The 16,763-nt window shown below is 58.7% G+C and carries 16 protein-coding genes; 6 read left to right on the top strand and 10 right to left on the bottom strand.

Going from position 1 to position 16,763, the window contains the following annotated elements; genetic code table 11:
* Window positions 1–12: 12 nt before the first annotated feature.
* The 4 genes from ABIE16_RS00840 to ABIE16_RS00825 form a co-directional block, all read right to left on the bottom strand.
* A complete protein-coding gene (locus ABIE16_RS00840) occupies window positions 13–777 on the bottom strand; it encodes an amino acid ABC transporter ATP-binding protein (protein ID WP_007989979.1) in 765 nt (254 codons plus the stop codon).
* A 28-nt stretch (window positions 778–805) separates the two neighbouring features.
* Window positions 806–1,903 (bottom strand): amino acid ABC transporter permease, encoded by a 1,098-nt coding sequence (locus tag ABIE16_RS00835; protein ID WP_218494240.1) that lies wholly within the window; start codon window positions 1,901–1,903, stop codon window positions 806–808.
* Window positions 1,904–1,913: 10 nt separating this feature from the next.
* Window positions 1,914–3,095, bottom strand: a complete 1,182-nt coding sequence (locus ABIE16_RS00830; RefSeq protein WP_090457576.1) for an amino acid ABC transporter permease — start codon at window positions 3,093–3,095, stop codon at window positions 1,914–1,916.
* Window positions 3,096–3,160: 65 nt separating this feature from the next.
* The gene (locus tag ABIE16_RS00825; protein ID WP_008018591.1) at window positions 3,161–4,192 is read right to left on the bottom strand and encodes an amino acid ABC transporter substrate-binding protein; all 1,032 of its coding nucleotides are present in this window, start codon (window positions 4,190–4,192) and stop codon (window positions 3,161–3,163) included.
* A gap of 469 nt (window positions 4,193–4,661) precedes the next feature.
* On the opposite strand from ABIE16_RS00825, the gene ABIE16_RS00820 reads away from it, so the two are divergent.
* The 5 genes from ABIE16_RS00820 (at window position 4,662) to ABIE16_RS00800 (ending at window position 9,985) form a co-directional block, all read left to right on the top strand.
* Window positions 4,662–5,318, top strand: a complete 657-nt coding sequence (locus ABIE16_RS00820) for an alpha/beta hydrolase (RefSeq protein WP_057713399.1) — start codon at window positions 4,662–4,664, stop codon at window positions 5,316–5,318.
* A 98-nt stretch (window positions 5,319–5,416) separates the two neighbouring features.
* Window positions 5,417–6,907 carry an ATP-dependent RNA helicase RhlB gene (gene rhlB, locus ABIE16_RS00815; protein ID WP_090457577.1) on the top strand — a complete coding sequence of 497 codons (1,491 nt, stop codon included), beginning with the start codon at window positions 5,417–5,419 and terminating at the stop codon, window positions 6,905–6,907.
* A gap of 138 nt (window positions 6,908–7,045) precedes the next feature.
* The gene (locus tag ABIE16_RS00810) at window positions 7,046–7,990 is read left to right on the top strand and encodes an ornithine cyclodeaminase family protein (protein WP_429520400.1); all 945 of its coding nucleotides are present in this window, start codon (window positions 7,046–7,048) and stop codon (window positions 7,988–7,990) included.
* A 135-nt stretch (window positions 7,991–8,125) separates the two neighbouring features.
* Window positions 8,126–9,253, top strand: coding sequence for an NAD(P)/FAD-dependent oxidoreductase (locus ABIE16_RS00805; protein ID WP_429520399.1), 1,128 nt, complete (start codon window positions 8,126–8,128; stop codon window positions 9,251–9,253).
* A gap of 90 nt (window positions 9,254–9,343) precedes the next feature.
* Window positions 9,344–9,985, top strand: coding sequence for a helix-turn-helix transcriptional regulator (locus ABIE16_RS00800; protein ID WP_349736455.1), 642 nt, complete (start codon window positions 9,344–9,346; stop codon window positions 9,983–9,985).
* Between the two features lie 130 nt (window positions 9,986–10,115).
* Here ABIE16_RS00800 and ABIE16_RS00795 read toward each other — a convergent pair whose 3' ends face one another.
* From ABIE16_RS00795 to moaC, 4 genes are all read right to left on the bottom strand, one after another.
* Window positions 10,116–10,892 (bottom strand): ABC transporter substrate-binding protein, encoded by a 777-nt coding sequence (locus tag ABIE16_RS00795; protein WP_429520398.1) that lies wholly within the window; start codon window positions 10,890–10,892, stop codon window positions 10,116–10,118.
* 306 nt (window positions 10,893–11,198) lie between these two features.
* Window positions 11,199–11,651, bottom strand: a complete 453-nt coding sequence (gene moaE, locus ABIE16_RS00790) for a molybdopterin synthase catalytic subunit MoaE (RefSeq protein ID WP_007989960.1) — start codon at window positions 11,649–11,651, stop codon at window positions 11,199–11,201.
* Window positions 11,652–11,654: 3 nt separating this feature from the next.
* A complete protein-coding gene (gene moaD / locus ABIE16_RS00785) occupies window positions 11,655–11,897 on the bottom strand; it encodes a molybdopterin converting factor subunit 1 (protein ID WP_057713393.1) in 243 nt (80 codons plus the stop codon).
* Window positions 11,894–12,367 carry a cyclic pyranopterin monophosphate synthase MoaC gene (gene moaC, locus ABIE16_RS00780; RefSeq protein WP_057713392.1) on the bottom strand — a complete coding sequence of 158 codons (474 nt, stop codon included), beginning with the start codon at window positions 12,365–12,367 and terminating at the stop codon, window positions 11,894–11,896. The genes moaD and moaC overlap by 4 nt, the downstream gene beginning before the upstream one ends.
* Before the next feature lie 739 nt (window positions 12,368–13,106).
* On the opposite strand from moaC, the gene ABIE16_RS00775 reads away from it, so the two are divergent.
* Window positions 13,107–13,550, top strand: coding sequence for an HIT family protein (locus ABIE16_RS00775; protein WP_429520397.1), 444 nt, complete (start codon window positions 13,107–13,109; stop codon window positions 13,548–13,550).
* 128 nt (window positions 13,551–13,678) lie between these two features.
* Here ABIE16_RS00775 and ABIE16_RS00770 read toward each other — a convergent pair whose 3' ends face one another.
* On the bottom strand, window positions 13,679–15,073 hold the full coding sequence (locus ABIE16_RS00770; protein WP_008050144.1) for a PhoH family protein: 1,395 nt from the start codon (window positions 15,071–15,073) through the stop codon (window positions 13,679–13,681).
* Between the two features lie 336 nt (window positions 15,074–15,409).
* A complete protein-coding gene (locus ABIE16_RS00765; RefSeq protein WP_429520396.1) occupies window positions 15,410–16,534 on the bottom strand; it encodes a polysaccharide deacetylase family protein in 1,125 nt (374 codons plus the stop codon).
* Window positions 16,535–16,763: the final 229 nt, after the last annotated feature.

Below are 16,763 nucleotides of genomic sequence, written 5' to 3'. Positions count from 1 at the left end.
GCCTGGGGTTGATCAATGCAGGATCTGGCTCAGGAACAGCTTGGTGCGCTCGTTCTGCGGCTTGTCGAAGAAGTCGTTCGGCGCTGCCTGTTCGACGATTTCGCCCTTGTCCATGAAGATCACGCGGTTGGCCACGGTACGCGCGAAGCCCATTTCATGGGTCACGCAGAGCATGGTCATGCCGTCTTCGGCCAGGCCGATCATGGTGTCCAGTACCTCTTTCACCATCTCCGGGTCGAGTGCCGACGTCGGTTCGTCGAACAGCATGATCTTCGGCTTCATGCACAGCGCGCGAGCGATCGCCACACGCTGTTGCTGACCGCCGGACAGTTGCCCCGGGTACTTGTGCGCCTGCTCCGGAATGCGTACGCGTTCCAGGTAGTGCATGGCAATTTCCTCGGCCTTGCGCTTGGGCATCTTGCGCACCCACATCGGCGCCAGAGTGCAGTTCTGCAAGATGGTCAGGTGCGGGAACAGGTTGAAGTGCTGGAACACCATGCCGACTTCACGGCGGATCGCTTCGATCTGCTTGAGGTCGTTGGTCAGCTCCACGCCATCGACCACGATGCGGCCCTGCTGGTGCTCTTCCAGACGGTTGAGGCAGCGGATGGTGGTGGACTTTCCGGAACCCGACGGGCCGCACAGCACGATACGCTCGCCCTGCTTGACGTTGAGGTTGATGTCCTTGAGTACGTGAAACTGACCGTACCACTTGTTCACGCCCTGCATCTGAATAATGCCTTCAGGGCTCACAGGCTGTTTGATTGCTTCGCTCATCACAAAACTTCCTAAATTAGGTAGCGACTTAGCGCTTGTGGCCAGTGTCGAGCTTGCGTTCCAGATGCATGGAATAGCGCGACATACCAAAACAGAAAATCCAGAACACCAGGGCGGCGAACACATAGCCTTCGGTGGCCATGCCCAGCCATTTCGGGTCGGCGGCGGCTTGCTTGACGCTGTTGAGCAGGTCGAACAGGCCGATGATGATCACCAGGCTCGTATCCTTGAACAGCGCAATGAAGGTGTTGACGATGCCGGGGATCACCAGTTTCAGGGCCTGCGGCAGAATCACCAGCCCCATGCTGCGCCAGTAACCCAGGCCCATCGCCGCCGCCGCTTCGTACTGTCCCTTGGGAATTGCTTGCAGACCACCGCGCACCACTTCGGCCACGTAGGCCGACTGGAACAGGATCACGCCGATCAGCGCCCGCAGCAGCTTGTCGAAGTTCATGCCTTCCGGCAGGAACAACGGCAGCATCACCGAGGACATGAACAGCACCGTGATCAACGGCACGCCGCGCCAGAACTCGATGAAGGTCACGCAGACCACGCGAATCGCCGGCATGTTCGAACGACGACCCAGCGCCAGGACGATCCCCAGTGGCAACGCACCGGCGATGCCGACGGTGGCAATCACCAGGGTCAGCATCAGGCCGCCCCACTGGCTGGTCGCCACGGCGTCCAGACCCAATACGCCGCCATGCAGCAGACACCAGGCAATGATCGGGTACAGCACCAGGAAGCTCAGCCCGTACACCGCCTTATGGTGAAAGCGCGAGATGAACAACGGCGCCACGCCGACAATCGCCAGCCACACCGTCAGGTCCACGCGCCAGCGCAGTACCGGCGGGTAGTAGCCGTACATGAACTGGCCGAAGCGCTGTTGGATGAACACCCAGCAGGCGCCCTCCTTCGTGCAGTCGGCCTGGCTGGTGCCGACCCAGTTGGCGTCAAGGATCGCCCACTGCAGGATCGGCGGTACCACCAGGTAGATGAGGTAGAACGCAAACAGGGTCAGCAGGGTGTTGAGCCAGCTGGAGAACATGTTCGCGCGCATCCACGCCACCGCACCGATGCTGCGGCTCGGTGGTGGCATGTCAGGTTTGAAAGTATGAGTACTCATGCGCTTTTCCTTACCGCTCGATCAGCGCAATGCGCTTGTTGTACCAGTTCATCAGCAGGGAAATGCTGATACTGATCGCCAGGTACACGCTCATGGTGATGGCAATCACCTCGATCGCCTGGCCGGTCTGGTTGAGCACGGTCCCGGCAAACAGCGAGACCATTTCCGGATAACCGATACCGGCCGCCAGCGAGGAGTTCTTCGCCAGGTTCAGGTATTGGCTGGTCAGCGGCGGGATGATCACGCGCAGGGCTTGCGGGATGATCACCTTGCGCAGGGTCGGACCGTTGCGCAGGCCGAGGGAGTGCGCCGCCTCGGTCTGGCCGTGGCTGACCGACTTGATGCCCGAACGCACGATCTCGGCGATGAACGCCGCGGTGTACACGGTCAAAGCCAGGGTCAGCGCCAGCAGTTCCGGGATCAACACCCAGCCGCCGACGAAATTGAAGCCTTGCAGCTTCGGCATTTCCCAGTGCACCGGTGCACCGAAAATCAGCGCGCACAGCGCAGGGATGACCAGGAACATCGCAAGGCCAACCCAGAACTTGTGGAACGGCACACCGGTGGCTTCGAAGCGCTTGGTGGCCCAGCGGCTCATCAGCACGATGGCGACGATGGCGACTACAACGCTGGTCACAAACGGCCAGAAGCCGTCCGCCATCAACGCGGCCGGCATGTTCAGGCCACGGCTGCTGACGAAGAAGGTGTCGCCGAAGTTATGACTGTTGCGCGGCCCCGGCATGGTCAGGAACACCGCGAAGTACCAGAACAGGATCTGCAGCAGCGGCGGAATGTTGCGGAAGACTTCCACATACACCGTCGCCAGCTTGGCGATGATCCAGTTCTTCGACAGCCGCGCCACACCCACGATGAAACCCAGGATCGTCGCCAGGATCACGCCGATGAAGGTCACCAGCAAGGTGTTGAGCAGACCAATGACAAACACCCGGGCGTATGTGTCCGCTTCGGTGTAGTCGATCAGGTGTTGAGCGATGCCGAAACCGGCACTGCGCTCCAGAAAGTCGAAACCGGAGGTAATGCCCCGGTGTTGCAGGTTGGTCTGGGTGTTATCGAACAGATACCAGCCCAGCGAGACCACCGCGATAATCGTGATGATCTGGAATACCCAAGCACGCACGCGTGGATCGCTGAGGCTGAGCCTCTGCTTTGGTGCGCCGATTGAATTTTGCATGAAGTGCCCCGGAAATAATGGAACAGAACATCACCCGGTGGTTGGCCCACCGGGTGATAGAACCATCAGCGCACTGGTGGTGCGTATTGAATGCCGCCAGCGTTCCACAGAGCGTTCAGCCCGCGGTCGATTTCCAGCGGAGTGCTCTTGCCGAGGTTTTTCTCGAACACTTCGCCGTAGTTGCCGACTTGCTTGATGATCTGCACGACCCAGTCTTTCTTCACTTTCAGGTCTTTGCCGTATTCACCGTCGGTACCCAGCAGACGGGCAACGTCAGGGTTCTTGGTGCCCTTGGCTTCGGCTTCGACGTTCTTCGAAGTGATGCCGGCTTCTTCAGCGTTGAGCATGGCGTAGCCAGTCCAGCGCACGATGGCCAGCCACTCGTCGTCGCCATTACGTACGACCGGGCCCAGAGGTTCCTTGGAAATGGTTTCCGGCAGAACCACGTAGTCCTTCGGCGAAGCCAGCTTGCTGCGCTGGGCGAACAGCTGGGATTTGTCGGAGGTCAGTACGTCGCAACGACCGGATTCCAGCGACTTGGCGCTTTCGTCGGAGGTGTCGAAGGTGATCGGGGTGTATTTCAGGCCGTTGCCGCGGAAGTAATCGGAAACGTTCAACTCGGTAGTAGTACCGGCCTGGATGCAGATGGTTGCACCGTCCAGTTCCTTGGCGCTCTTGACGCCCAGCTTGTTGTTTACCAGGAAGCCGATACCGTCGTAGTAGGTAATGAAGCCCGGGAATTTCAGGCCCATGCCCGCGTCACGGGAGCTGGTCATGGTGGTGTTGCGCGACAGAATGTCGATTTCGCCGGACTGCAGCGCGGTGAAGCGCTCCTTGGCGTTCAACTGGCTGAACTTGACCTTGGTCGCGTCGCCGAAGACAGCCGCCGCTACTGCACGGCAGTAGTCAGCATCGATACCCACGATCTTGCCGGTGGAATCCGGAACCGAGAAGCCTGGCAAGCCATCGCTGACGCCACACTGCACGAAACCTTTCTTCATCACTGCATCCAGGGTTGCGCCCGCCTGGGCAAACCCGCTGACACCGAGTACTGCGGCTGCAGTCACGATAGCCAGGGTGGATTTCAACATCTTCATTCAAACCTCCAGTTTTGCTCTTGTTGTGTCGGAGCGTGAGTCCTGTCGCACCCTTTTGAGGCGTAGTCGACCCGTGTTGGCTTGTTTTGGGGGTCAACCGACGTAAGACGTTAGCTATGAGTCTAGTAGGAGAAAATCCACGTCATGGAAAACTCACTCTCACCAGTCGGCCGAACGGGCTGTAGCCCTTTCACGTTCGCGAAGCCCCATATCGGCCTTTGGCGAACATCCATCACCGGATTCTTTTCAATCCCACTAATAACCTTGGCCTGATAGTGTTACCGACAGGCGTGGGATTTTTCATACAGACTTCGCCATAGCAAAGCCCGTACCACACTGCTCTCCGAAGCGGTTCAGCTGCAGGTCAATAGCAAAACTTGTAACCTTGCGACATCTTCGTAACTGATCAACCAGACACGCACTCAGCCTTAGCACTCAATAAGAGCGCACGCACACTTTTGGAGCAGCCATGACCAACCCCTTGATTCTTGAACCCGTCAAGACCGCAGATGCCTGCGTTATCTGGCTGCACGGCCTGGGTGCCGATCGCTACGACTTCCTGCCAGTGGCCGAAGCCCTGCAGGAAACCCTGTTGAGCACCCGCTTTGTTTTGCCCCAGGCGCCGAGCCGCGCCGTCACCATCAATGGCGGATACGAGATGCCGAGTTGGTACGACATATTGGCCATGAGCCCCGCGCGCGCGATCAACCGCGAGCAATTGGAAGAATCTGCCAACTGGATCATCGAACTGATCGAAACGCAGAAGGCCAGCGGAATAGACGCCTCGCGGATTTTCCTGGCAGGTTTTTCACAGGGTGGTGCGGTGGTGCTCCACACCGCGTTTCTGAAATGGCAGGGACCACTGGGTGGCGTACTCGCCCTCTCCACTTATGCACCGACCTTCAGTGACCAACTGGAAATGTCCGCCAGCCAGCAGCGCATTCCAGTGCTGTGCCTGCACGGCCAGTACGACGATGTGGTGCAAAACTCGATGGGGCGCAGCGCCTACGAGCATTTGAAGCTGCGTGGTGTCACCGTGACATGGCAGGAATACCCAATGGGTCACGAAGTGTTACCCGAAGAAATTCGCGACATCGGCGTCTGGCTCGCCGAGCGCTTGCGTTAAGCATTTCTGTTTAAAAGCGCCCTTTGATCCATCCCACTACGCCGCGCCCGATTCTTGCATTACACTGCCCGGCGTACATTCCTTAACCAATTGATGAGATGACCGTGCTCAAAGCACTCAAGAAAATGTTCGGTAAAAGCGAGACTGAGCAACTCGCGCCAGTCCCCAGCGCTCCGTCTCACGCTCCCGGCCACCGCACCGACGGCAATCAGTCTGAACGGACCGCCACCACGACTGCACCCAAGCACGAGCCGAAGACCGTAGAAGACGCCCAGCCTGCGGCGATCACAGCCCCGGAGCAGCCGCGCAGCGACACGCCGAAACCCGCCAAACCGCGCCGCGAACCCAAGCCCAAGGCACCGGTCATCCCATGGAAACTCGAAGACTTCGTCGTCGAACCCCAGGAAGGCAAGACCCGCTTCCACGATTTCAAACTCGCCCCTGAACTGATGCACGCCATCCAGGATCTGGGCTTCCCGTATTGCACGCCGATCCAGGCACAGGTGCTGGGCTTCACCCTCGCGGGCAAAGACGCCATCGGCCGCGCCCAGACCGGTACCGGCAAGACCGCTGCGTTCCTGATCTCGATCATCACCCAGTTGCTGCAAACCCCGCCGCCGAAAGAGCGCTACATGGGTGAGCCACGGGCACTGATCATCGCGCCGACCCGCGAACTGGTGGTGCAGATCGCCAAGGACGCCGCCGACCTGACCAAGTACACCGGCCTCAACGTCATGACGTTCGTCGGTGGCATGGACTTCGACAAGCAGCTCAAGCACCTCGAAGCCCGCCACTGCGACATCCTCGTGGCCACGCCGGGCCGCCTGCTGGACTTCAACCAGCGCGGCGACGTGCATCTGGACATGGTCGAAGTGATGGTGCTGGACGAAGCCGACCGCATGCTCGACATGGGCTTCATCCCGCAAGTGCGCCAGATCATTCGCCAGACGCCGCCGAAGTCCGAGCGCCAGACGCTGCTGTTCTCCGCGACCTTCACCGAAGACGTGATGAACCTGGCCAAGCAATGGACCACCGATCCGTCGATCGTCGAGATCGAGTCGCAGAACGTTGCCAACGAAAACGTCGAGCAGCACATCTACGCGGTGGCCGGTGCCGACAAGTACAAGCTGCTCTACAACCTGGTCAACGACAATGGTTGGGAGCGGGTCATTGTCTTCGCCAACCGCAAGGATGAAGTGCGGCGCATCGAAGAACGCCTGGTGCGCGACGGCATCAACGCCGCGCAACTGTCCGGCGACGTGCCGCAGCACAAGCGCATCAAGACCCTCGAAGGCTTCCGCGAAGGCAAGATCCGCGTACTGGTCGCCACCGATGTCGCCGGTCGCGGTATCCACATCGACGGCATCAGCCACGTGATCAACTTCACCCTGCCGGAAGTGCCGGACGACTACGTGCACCGCATCGGTCGTACCGGTCGTGCGGGTGCCGATGGCGTATCCATCAGCTTTGCCGGTGAAGACGACTCCTACCAGCTACCGTCCATCGAGGAAAAGCTGGGGCGCAAGATCAGCTGTGAAACGCCACCGACGCATCTGTTGCGGGCCGTTGAACGCAAGCGTCCTCATTAAGCGACGCTGAAAAGACAAGCGCAGCCGGAAACGGACTGCGCTTTTTTTTCGCCCGGCTTTTTTTCAACAGGAGCTTGCTCGCGATAACTAAAAGTCCATAATAGACAAATTAGTTTAATTCAAACTCCGGAGCCGACCATGTCCAGCACGCCCCAAGTGATCCCCCAAGCCCAGGCTCGCGAGCTACTGGCGCAGGTCGATGTACCGCAGATCCTGCGCAAACTGTTCCGCGAGCTGGCCGCCGGGCAGGCCGTACAACCGGCGCAGCAACTGGTGGAGTTTCCACAGGGCGCCGGCGATTTCATCAACTACCTGGGCGTGTTGGCTGAAGACGGCGTGTACGGGATCAAGACGTCACCGTACATCGTCCGTGAACAGGGGCCATTGGTGACTGCATGGACGCTGCTGATGTCGATGCAGACCGGCCAGCCGCTGTTGTTGTGCGATGCCGGAGAACTGACCACCGCGCGCACGGCGGCCACCACCGCCGTGGCAGTCGACGCCCTGGCGCCACTCACAGCCAATCGTCTGGCCATCATCGGCAGCGGTAAAGTGGCCCAGGCGCACCTGCACTACGTGAAAGGCCTGCGCGACTGGCAGAGCATCAGCCTGTACTCGCCTAGCCTTAACGAAGATGCCGAAACCGTGAGCCTGCTGAAAAACATCGAGCCACGCCTGAACATCGTCGACAGCCGCGAAGCTGCCGTTCAGGATGCCGACGTGATCATGCTCTGCACCTCGTCCGCCGGTCCGGTGATCGATCCGTCGAGCTTGCGCAAACCGGCGTTGATCACCTCCATCAGCACCAATGCGCCGCGTGCCCACGAAGTGCCGCCGCAGAGCCTCAACGACATGCAGGTGTTCTGCGACTATCGTCTGACCACCCCGGGCTCGGCCGGTGAAATGCTGATCGCCGCCGAACGACACGGCTGGGACAAGGGCGCGATTGTCGGCGACCTGCCCGACCTGCTCAGCGAGAAGGTGCAGCGCCCCGACTACGACCGTCACGTGTTTTTCCGCTCCATCGGCCTGGGCCTGGAAGACATTGCGCTGGCCAATGCGATCTATCGCCTGCAGCACTAATCCCCCGCCCTGTAGGAGCGAGCTTGCTCGCGATGGTGGATCAGGCACCACTGTGTCGACTGACACACCATCGCGAGCAAGCTCGCTCCTACAAGGTACCGAACCATTGGCATCGCGCGTTATCAGGAGACGTTCATGAGCCAGGCAGATTTCATCATCATCGGCGGCGGGATTGCCGGTGCTTCAACGGGTTTCTGGCTGTCGCAGCACGGCCGCGTGATCGTGCTCGAACGCGAATCCCATCCGGCCTATCACTCCACCGGCCGTTCGGCCGCGCTGTACACCGCAGCCTATGGCACCCCACAAGTGCGGGCGCTGACCCTGGCCAGCCGGGACTTTTTCAACAACCCGCCCAGCGGTTTCTGCGAACACCCGCTGCTGACCCCGCGCGGCGAAATGACCGTGGACCTCACCGGTGACCCGGACGAATTGAACCGGCAGTACCAGAGCGCCAGAACCACGGTGCCGGAAATGCAATTGCTCGGCGTCGACGAAGCCTGCGCGCTGGTGCCGATCCTGCGCCGGGAAAAGGTCCACGGTGCCATCTACGACCCGACCGCCAGCGACATCGACACCGATGCCCTGCATCAGGGATACCTGCGCGGCATTCGTCGCAACCAGGGCGAAGTGCATACCGACAGCGAAGTCGTCGGCCTGAGCCGCGACGAACAAGGTGTATGGCACGTTCAGACCAACAGCCAGACGTTCAGCGCGCCAATCATCATCAACGCCGCCGGTGCCTGGGCCGACAAGATCGGCGAACTGGCCGGCGCCAAGCCCCTGGGCCTGCAACCCAAACGCCGTGCCGCGTTCATCTTCGCCGGCCCCGAAGGCGTGGACATCCACCATTGGCCGATGCTGGTCAGCCTCGACGAATCCTTCTACATGAAACCCGACGCCGGGATGTTCCTCGGCTCGCCGGCCAACGCCGACCCGGTGGAACCCCACGACGTGCAGCCCGAAGAGCTGGACATCGCCATGGGCATCTACCAGATCGAAGAAGCCACGACCCTGACCATTCGCCGCCCGACCCGCACCTGGGCCGGCCTGCGCAGCTTCGTCAGCGACGGCGACCTGTTGTCCGGCTTCGACCCACAGGTAGCGGGGCTGTTCTGGGTCGCGGCACAAGGCGGTTATGGCATCCAGACTTCGCCGGCCATGGGCCAGGCCAGCGCGGCACTGGTGCGTGGTGCGGCGTTGCCCGAGTCGCTCGGCCGTTTCGGCCTGAATGCCGAAATGCTCTCCCCTGCCCGCCTCGGCTGATCCTGATCCTCAGGTGACGTGCCCACACGATTACGGCACACTTTCAGCGCCCCTTTGATGGGGCGCTGACGCTGCCTGGAGTTCCACTGTATGAACGCCCTCGAAAAAGACTCGGCCCCGAACACTGCGTCGCTGGATAACTACCGGGCGATCGCCGACGCCATTGCCACGTTGTTTTTCCCCCACGCCGAAGTGGTGCTGCACGACCTGCGCACGCAAAAGGTCGACTACATCGCCAACAACCTGTCCAAGCGGGAAATCGGCGACGACTCGGCGCTGGAAGACATGCTCAGCGACGATGTCAGCGAACGAAATATCGGGCCGTACGAAAAGCTCAACTGGGATGGTCAGAAGATTCGCAGCCTCAGCACGGTGCTACGCGACAGCGAAGGTCATCCGCTGGCGGTGTTGTGCATCAACCTGAATATTTCGCTGTTCGAGAATGCCAAGGCCGCCCTGGACCTGTTCCTGTCGCCGACCAAGCTGATCCCGCAACCGGATGCACTGTTCCGCGATGACTGGCAGGAGCGGATCAACACCTTCCTCCACGCCTGGCTGCGTGAGCGCCAGTTGAGCCTGAATCTGCTGACCCGCGACCACAAGCGCGAACTGGTGCTGGCGTTGCACGCCGAAGGCGCGTTCAAGGGCAAAAGCGCCTCGAACTACGTGGCCAATGTGCTGAACATGGGCCGGGCGACGGTGTACAAGCATTTGAAGGAATTGAAGGGCTGAGCCCTGAGAAATGTATTGGCTGGAAGGGCCTCATCGCGAGCAAGCTCGCTCCCACAGTGTCCGAGTCGTGCGCAAGAGATATGTACACCACTGAACCTGTGGGAGCGAGCTTGCTCGCGATGGCGGTTTGTCAGTCGCCGTAGATATCCGACTTGAAGTACTTGTCCGAAATCTTCTGATACTCACCACTGGCGCGAATGCCATCAATGGCCGTGTTCAGCTCGCTGACCAACTCGGTGTTGCCCTTGCGCACGGCAATCCCGGCACCCTCGCCCACATACTTCGGATCTTTCAGCTCCGGCCCGACAAAGGCGTAACCCTTGCCTCGCGGCATCGACAGGAAGTCATTCAGTGGAATGGTGTCGGCAAAAATCGCGTCGAGGCGACCGGCGGCCAGATCCATGTAGATTTCTTCGTTGTTGCTGTAGCGCTTGACGTTGATGCCCTTGGGCTCGAACACCTCGGAGGCGTAACGGTCGGTGGTGGTGGCGCGCTGCACACCGACAGTCTTGCCCTTGAGGCTGGCGTACTGGTCATCCACCACCACGCCGTCCTTCATCACCAGACGCGACGAAGTGAAATAGTACTTGTGGGTGAAGTCCACCGACTTCTTGCGGTCTTCATTGATGGTCATGGACGACAGCGCCATGTCGATTTTCTTCACCTTCAGGGACGGAATCAGACCATCGAACTCGCCTTCGACCCACACACACTTGGCCTTCATCTGTGCGCACAAGGCATTGCCGATGTCATAGTCGAAACCGACGATTTCGCCTTTGTCCGTTTTCGAGGCGAACGGTGGATACGCCGCTTCGATACCGATGCGCAGGGTTTTCTCGGCGGCGAACACAGAGCTGCACGCCAACAGGCTCAGGGCCAGACCGGTAATGAGGGGGAACTTCTTCATGTTCGTTTTCTCGCGGTTGTTGTTGGTTTGGCAAGACAGAAGAAAAAGCTGAAACGGGTGGAAACCTTTTTTGTACTTATAATTCCATACTGGACTTTTATGTATAAACCGTCAATGAGGCAAATGTAGCTCGCGCCGGCCAGTGGTCGGGTGGTGAATCCGGGAGTGATTGGTTGAATCGAAAGGCCTCATCGCGAGCAAGCTCGCTCCCACAGTGGATCTGGATGAACACAAACTTTGTGTACGACGCAGAACCCTGTGGGAGCGGGCTTGCTCGCGAAGACGGACTAAAGAACGCCGCAGAAACTACTGCTTCCAGCGATCCGCCGCCGCATGATCACTGTCACGCCCCTCGACCCAACGCGGCCCGTCACTGGTGTTTTCTTTCTTCCAGAACGGCGCACGGGTTTTCAGGTAATCCATGACAAAGGCGCAGGCGTCGAATGCCGCCTGACGATGGGCGCTGGCCGCGCCGACGAAGACTATCGGCTCGCCCGGCTCCAGGGCGCCGATGCGGTGCAGCACTTCCAGCTTGAGCAGCGGCCAGCGCTGCTCTGCCTCGATGGCGATCTTGCCTAACGCTTTTTCAGTCATGCCGGGATAGTGTTCGAGGAACATCCCGGCGACGTCGAGGCCGTCATTGAAGTCGCGCACGTAGCCGACAAAACTCACCACTGCACCCACGCCGACATTGGCATCGTGCATGGCGTTGACTTCGGCCCCAGGGTCGAACGCCGTGGACTGCACGCGAATCGCCATGGTTCAGCCTCCGGTCACAGTCGGAAAGAACGCCACTTCATCGCCGTCGCTGACCGGTTCGTCGAGCTGGCACAGGTCTTCGTTGCGGGCGCACATCAGGTTCTGCTCGCTCAACACCTCGGCACCGTCACGTTGGGCCAACAGTGCGCGGACGTCGTCGACGGTAGCGAAGTTGCCTTCTACTTTCACCGAATCCAGACCCAACGCTTCACGATAACGGGCGAAAAACTTTACGGTAACGTTCATGACTGCTCCGCCTGGAAATGTCCGCTCTTGCCACCGACCTTCTCCAGCAGACGCACGCTTTCGATGGTCATGCCACGGTCCACGGCCTTGCACATGTCGTAGATCGTCAGCGCGGCGACGCTGGCAGCGGTCAGGGCCTCCATCTCGACGCCGGTCTGCCCTGACAGCTTGCAACGCGCCACGATGCGCACCGAATCCTCGCCTTCGGCACTGAGCTCGACCTTGACACCGGTCAGCATCAGCGGATGGCACAGGGGAATCAGATCGCTGGTTTTCTTCGCCGCCTGGATACCGGCAATGCGTGCCACGGCAAACACATCACCCTTGGGGTGGCCGCCACTGACGATCATCTGCAGGGTTTCGGGCAGCATGCGCACCAGCGCTTGAGCGGTCGCCTCACGGAACGTCACGGCTTTTTCAGTGACGTCGACCATGTTGGCGCGACCTTGGGAATCGAGATGAGTCAGCACGGGATTACTCCTGATCAGGAGCGTCGATTGTAAACCTGCGGGTCAATTTTCCGCACGCACGATTATCGGCTCACACAATCCCCCTGTAGGAGCGAGCCTGCTCGCGAAAAACGCAGGAACAACGCGGGCATTCAGACAACACGCGTTATCGTTGACGTCCATCGCGAGCAGGCTCGCTCCTACATTTGGATTTGTGTTGGGCATAAAAAACCGGGCGACCTTGCGGCCGCCCGGTTCCGGTGGACTGTTACAAATGCGATTCCTTATTAAGCTTACAAACACTGCCAAACAACAAAAATACATGTAACAAAACCCTACTGGAAATGCGCTTTTTTTCACATCGTCGAACGACTCAACCTTGTTCACCAGTTGATAACTTACTGATTACTCTATAACAAATTTCGACGTAAGAATTCTCCGCAAGTCCGCACCAATAACCTGCTGTGAAACTTTCTACAACTGAATGATTGACCGAGTTGTTAATTCGAGAAAAACTGACCAACAAAGTTCACGATCCTACAAACTCAAGTCAGTGGTATCACAAAAGGTCTTTGGCACGCGTACTCAGTAAATCCAATATCCCAGTCTACGCTATTGCTCCCGGCGCAGTTTCCGGCAGTCATCAGCCAGGATCTCCTGAAGAAATCATGAACACGCTCACTTTTCTGCCGACCTCCGGAAGGAGCTCAACGGCGCGGGCCCTACACGCTAACCATGGTTGGCACACGGAAGGTTAGTCATGTCAGCACGGACAATTTACTCAGGAAAACACATCATGATCTCTCATTGCCGGGACTGTGACATCCCTGGCTACATGATTATTTCTCTTAAGCGGGACATAATAAGACTTGCAGAACTAAGCGCAGAGGAAAGTGCTGAGCTGATGAATGGGCTAGCATTTACGGAGCGAGCCTTAAACACTATATTTTCTCCTGAAAAAATATACATAATGCGTATTTCCGAACTCAATCATGAACTGCATTTTCACGTTTTCCCCAGGTATGCCTCCGTGACCAAGTTATATTTGTCGGAACACAATGAACATATTATTGATGGCCCGTTCTTTTTCAGTTGGGCGCGAAAAAAGTTTAGTAGCTCACAGCCTGAGCCGACCCAAGAGGTATTGAACGCTCAATCAATTCTTACGGAAACCCTCAAGGGCTATTTTTCGCAACCTCTGTAAACAAGACTGCTTTCGCCCCAGGCTTTGCAGAAACACATTCATCGGTATTGGGTCTGCCCTGAGGCACAGCCTTTACCTCGCGTACAAAAAACCGGGCGACCTTGCGGCCGCCCGGTTCCGGTGGACTGTTACAGATGCGATTCGGCGTATTCGGCCAGGATCGAACGTGGTACCCCTTGCAGGGTGATGTGCACCCCGTTCGGGAAGTCCTTGAAGCGTTCAGTGAGGTAGGTCAGCCCGGAGCTGGTCGCGGACAGGTAAGGGGTGTCGATCTGTGCCAGGTTGCCCAGGCACACCACTTTGGAACCGGCACCGGCACGGGTGATGATGGTTTTCATCTGGTGCGGCGTGAGGTTCTGGCATTCGTCGATCAGAATCAGGCTCTGCTGGAAGCTGCGGCCCCGGATGTAGTTGAGGGATTTGAACTGCAACGGCACTTTGCTGAGGATGTAGTCGACGCTGCCATGGGTACTTTCGTCATCCATGTGCAAGGCTTCGAGGTTGTCGGTGATGGCGCCCAGCCACGGCTCCATTTTTTCCGCCTCGGTACCGGGCAGGAAGCCGATTTCCTGATCCAGGCCCTGCACGCTACGGGTAGCGATGATGCGGCGATAACGTTTGCTGACCATGGTCTGCTCGATCGCAGCGGCCAGCGCCAGGATGGTTTTACCCGAGCCAGCGGCACCCGACAGGTTGACCAGGTGGATATCCGGATCGAGCAAGGCGTACAACGCCAGGCTCTGATAGATATCACGCGGCTTGAGGCCCCAGGCTTCCTGGTGCAGCAGCGGTTCCTGGTGCAGGTCGAGGATCAGCAAGCGGTCCTCTTCAATCTCCTTGATCCAGCCGACAAAGCCCTGTTCATCAATGATGAATTCGTTGATGTGCACCGCCGGCAGGTTGTCGATCAATTGCACCTGATGCCAGGTGCGGCCGTGGTCCTGACGGGTCTCGACCTTGCTCACGCGGTCCCAGAAAGAGCCGGTCATGTTGTGGTAGCCATTGGGCAGCAAGGACACGTCGTCGACCAGTTGGTCGGTGCTGTAGTCCTCGGCCGCGATCCCGCAGGCGCGCGCCTTGAGGCGCATGTTGATGTCTTTGGTGACCAGCACCACGGGCTTCTTCGGATCGCGCGCGTGCAGGTCGATCAGTTGATTGATGATTTTGTTGTCGTTCAGGTGCTCGGGCAGAATCAGGTTCGGCTCGGCATGCTTGCTCATCAGAATTGACAGCAAACCCTTGGGTCCGCTTTTGCCACGCTGGATCGGCACACCCTGCTCGACGTCCTCGGGTGAGGCATCGCCCAGAGTCTTGTCGATCAGGCGGATGGCCTGGCGGCATTCGGCGGCTACGCTGTGATGCCCGCTCTTGAGCTTGTCGAGCTCTTCAAGCACGGTCATCGGGATCGCGACGTGGTGTTCTTCGAAGTTAAGCAGCGCGTTTGGATCGTGAATCAATACGTTGGTATCGAGTACATAAAGGATTGGCTGGTTGGAAGAAGAGCTACGTCCGTGATCATCCATACTCGGTCACCTTTGTGGGAGCCATTCGACGCAATACCTTGACGGTGCTGCGCCTCGAAGTGACTGCCGAATACACCTGCGGGGACTCAAGTGTTCTGCATACATGCGGGGTCTTGGAAGACGCCACCTGTGTTGCAGGTTTCGGCGGTCTGTCTTCGTAATACTCCAAAACGTGTGACAGAAAAAAGTACTTTGACGCTTTTTTGAAGTTTATTTTGCAGATTGACCAATAGCACTTGGCGGACTGCCATCACCCGTTTAAAGTCGGAAGTCCACCTGCAACGAATCCCCTTCCAAAATTGCCAAAAACCCAATGTTTACGGGGTTTTGTCATTTTCAGCGAAACGCATCCTGGCAATCCTCCCAGCCGATCCCGACAGGCGCCGTTTGCGTGACCAGCCACGGCAACGCCGTTTTCACTGCATCCTGTTTCACATTGAAATTGATCACTCCGTGCCGCCACAGCAGCATCAGGGTCAGCACCCGTTGCGCACTCGGGTTGCCCTTGAGTTTGCCGGCACCGTCCTGGGCGTCGATGTCCCACAACGCTACCTGCAACCCTTGAGTCTTGAAGAAACCTTCGGCATCGGAACGGCGCTGACCGTCGGGCGGACGGAACAGGGGCACGTAGTTCTCCGGCAGCTTGCTCTTGACCAGTTCGGCGCTGCGGCGCACCGAGTCCTGCCAGTCCTGCCAGTGGCTGTGGGAACGGAACTCCCAGCCTTGTACGCCGATGCACTGGCTCGAGTAGGTCGCTTGCAGGTTACTCACCGAAGCTTCGGCCAAGCGGGCCTGGATGTCCTTGCCGAGGACGAAGAACGTCCCGCTCATGTTCGACTTGCGCAGGTACTCGGCGACCCAGGCGGTGTTATCCGGTGCGGCGTTGGCCGCGCTGTCGAAGGTCAGCAGAAACAGCCGGTCATGCATCCCGTCGCCGCTGCGCTCATAGTCGCCAAAATGATCGACTTCGCTGCTGGTTTGCGGGAACAAAGCGGCCTTGCGCAACTGTTCGTCCAGGTACTGGGTGTGGAACACACGGCTCGGCTCGGCCCACTTGATGTAATAGCTGTCTGCGCCGACCTGGAATTTGGCAGCCTGCTCGCGCAAGGTGGGCATGTCTTCGACCAGAAAACAGAAGGAGGCATCCTGGTCGCAACTCTGTTGGGCGAAGTTGTAGTTGGCCAGCAGCCGTTGCCACATGCGCTGACGAACCCGGTCGACCGACTCCAGATTGATCGTGCGCAGGCCCAGGCGCTGGGCCAGGGTGGGTTCATCCAGCGACTCGCTGGCCAACAGGACACTGGAAAACATGAGGATCTCGGCCCTGGACGCCACGTCGAACAGTGTCGGGTTGCCGAGTTTCTCCGGCCAGGTGCTGCGATCGAGCGTCGCCACATCGCCCGGAGCCGCAATGGCGCCGAAGCTCAGTAGCCAGATCGAAATGAGAAAAGCGATACGCAATGGGATGTCTCCATAACAAAACCCGCGCGGCACTATAGCTGATCCACACACACCTCCTGCAGCAACACTGAACCACTGTGGGAGCGAGCTTGCTCGCGATAGCGATCTGACATTCAACAATGATGTCAGCTGACACACCGTCATCGCGAGCAAGCTCGCTCCCACAGGTTTTGTGCTCTGCCACCAGTCATCACCTATGGACGCGATAGCTGGAGTCAACGAGGACAAC

Origin of the sequence: Pseudomonas sp. 2725 (assembly GCF_050434585.1) — a bacterium.
GTDB lineage: Bacteria > Pseudomonadota > Gammaproteobacteria > Pseudomonadales > Pseudomonadaceae > Aquipseudomonas > Aquipseudomonas jessenii.
Note: the sequence above shows the minus strand (reverse complement) of the source record. Positions and strands in the feature narration are given on the sequence as shown.

Bases quoted from the DNA above. Each gene is read 5' to 3' on its own strand.
- ABIE16_RS00805 (WP_429520399.1), top strand. From the start codon at position 8,126: ATGAGCCAGGCAGATTTCATCATCATCGGCGGCGGGATTGCCGGTGCT.
- ABIE16_RS00800 (WP_349736455.1), top strand. From the start codon at position 9,344: ATGAACGCCCTCGAAAAAGACTCGGCCCCGAACACTGCGTCGCTGGAT.
- ABIE16_RS00835 (WP_218494240.1), bottom strand. From the start codon at position 1,903: ATGAGTACTCATACTTTCAAACCTGACATGCCACCACCGAGCCGCAGC.
- rhlB (WP_090457577.1), top strand. From the start codon at position 5,417: ATGACCGTGCTCAAAGCACTCAAGAAAATGTTCGGTAAAAGCGAGACT.
- ABIE16_RS00775 (WP_429520397.1), top strand. From the start codon at position 13,107: ATGTCAGCACGGACAATTTACTCAGGAAAACACATCATGATCTCTCAT.
- ABIE16_RS00795 (WP_429520398.1), bottom strand. From the start codon at position 10,892: ATGAAGAAGTTCCCCCTCATTACCGGTCTGGCCCTGAGCCTGTTGGCG.
- ABIE16_RS00830 (WP_090457576.1), bottom strand. From the start codon at position 3,095: ATGCAAAATTCAATCGGCGCACCAAAGCAGAGGCTCAGCCTCAGCGAT.
- moaD (WP_057713393.1), bottom strand. From the start codon at position 11,897: ATGAACGTTACCGTAAAGTTTTTCGCCCGTTATCGTGAAGCGTTGGGT.
- ABIE16_RS00820 (WP_057713399.1), top strand. From the start codon at position 4,662: ATGACCAACCCCTTGATTCTTGAACCCGTCAAGACCGCAGATGCCTGC.
- ABIE16_RS00810 (WP_429520400.1), top strand. From the start codon at position 7,046: ATGTCCAGCACGCCCCAAGTGATCCCCCAAGCCCAGGCTCGCGAGCTA.
- moaE (WP_007989960.1), bottom strand. From the start codon at position 11,651: ATGGCGATTCGCGTGCAGTCCACGGCGTTCGACCCTGGGGCCGAAGTC.
- ABIE16_RS00840 (WP_007989979.1), bottom strand. From the start codon at position 777: ATGAGCGAAGCAATCAAACAGCCTGTGAGCCCTGAAGGCATTATTCAG.
- ABIE16_RS00770 (WP_008050144.1), bottom strand. From the start codon at position 15,073: ATGGATGATCACGGACGTAGCTCTTCTTCCAACCAGCCAATCCTTTAT.
- ABIE16_RS00825 (WP_008018591.1), bottom strand. From the start codon at position 4,192: ATGAAGATGTTGAAATCCACCCTGGCTATCGTGACTGCAGCCGCAGTA.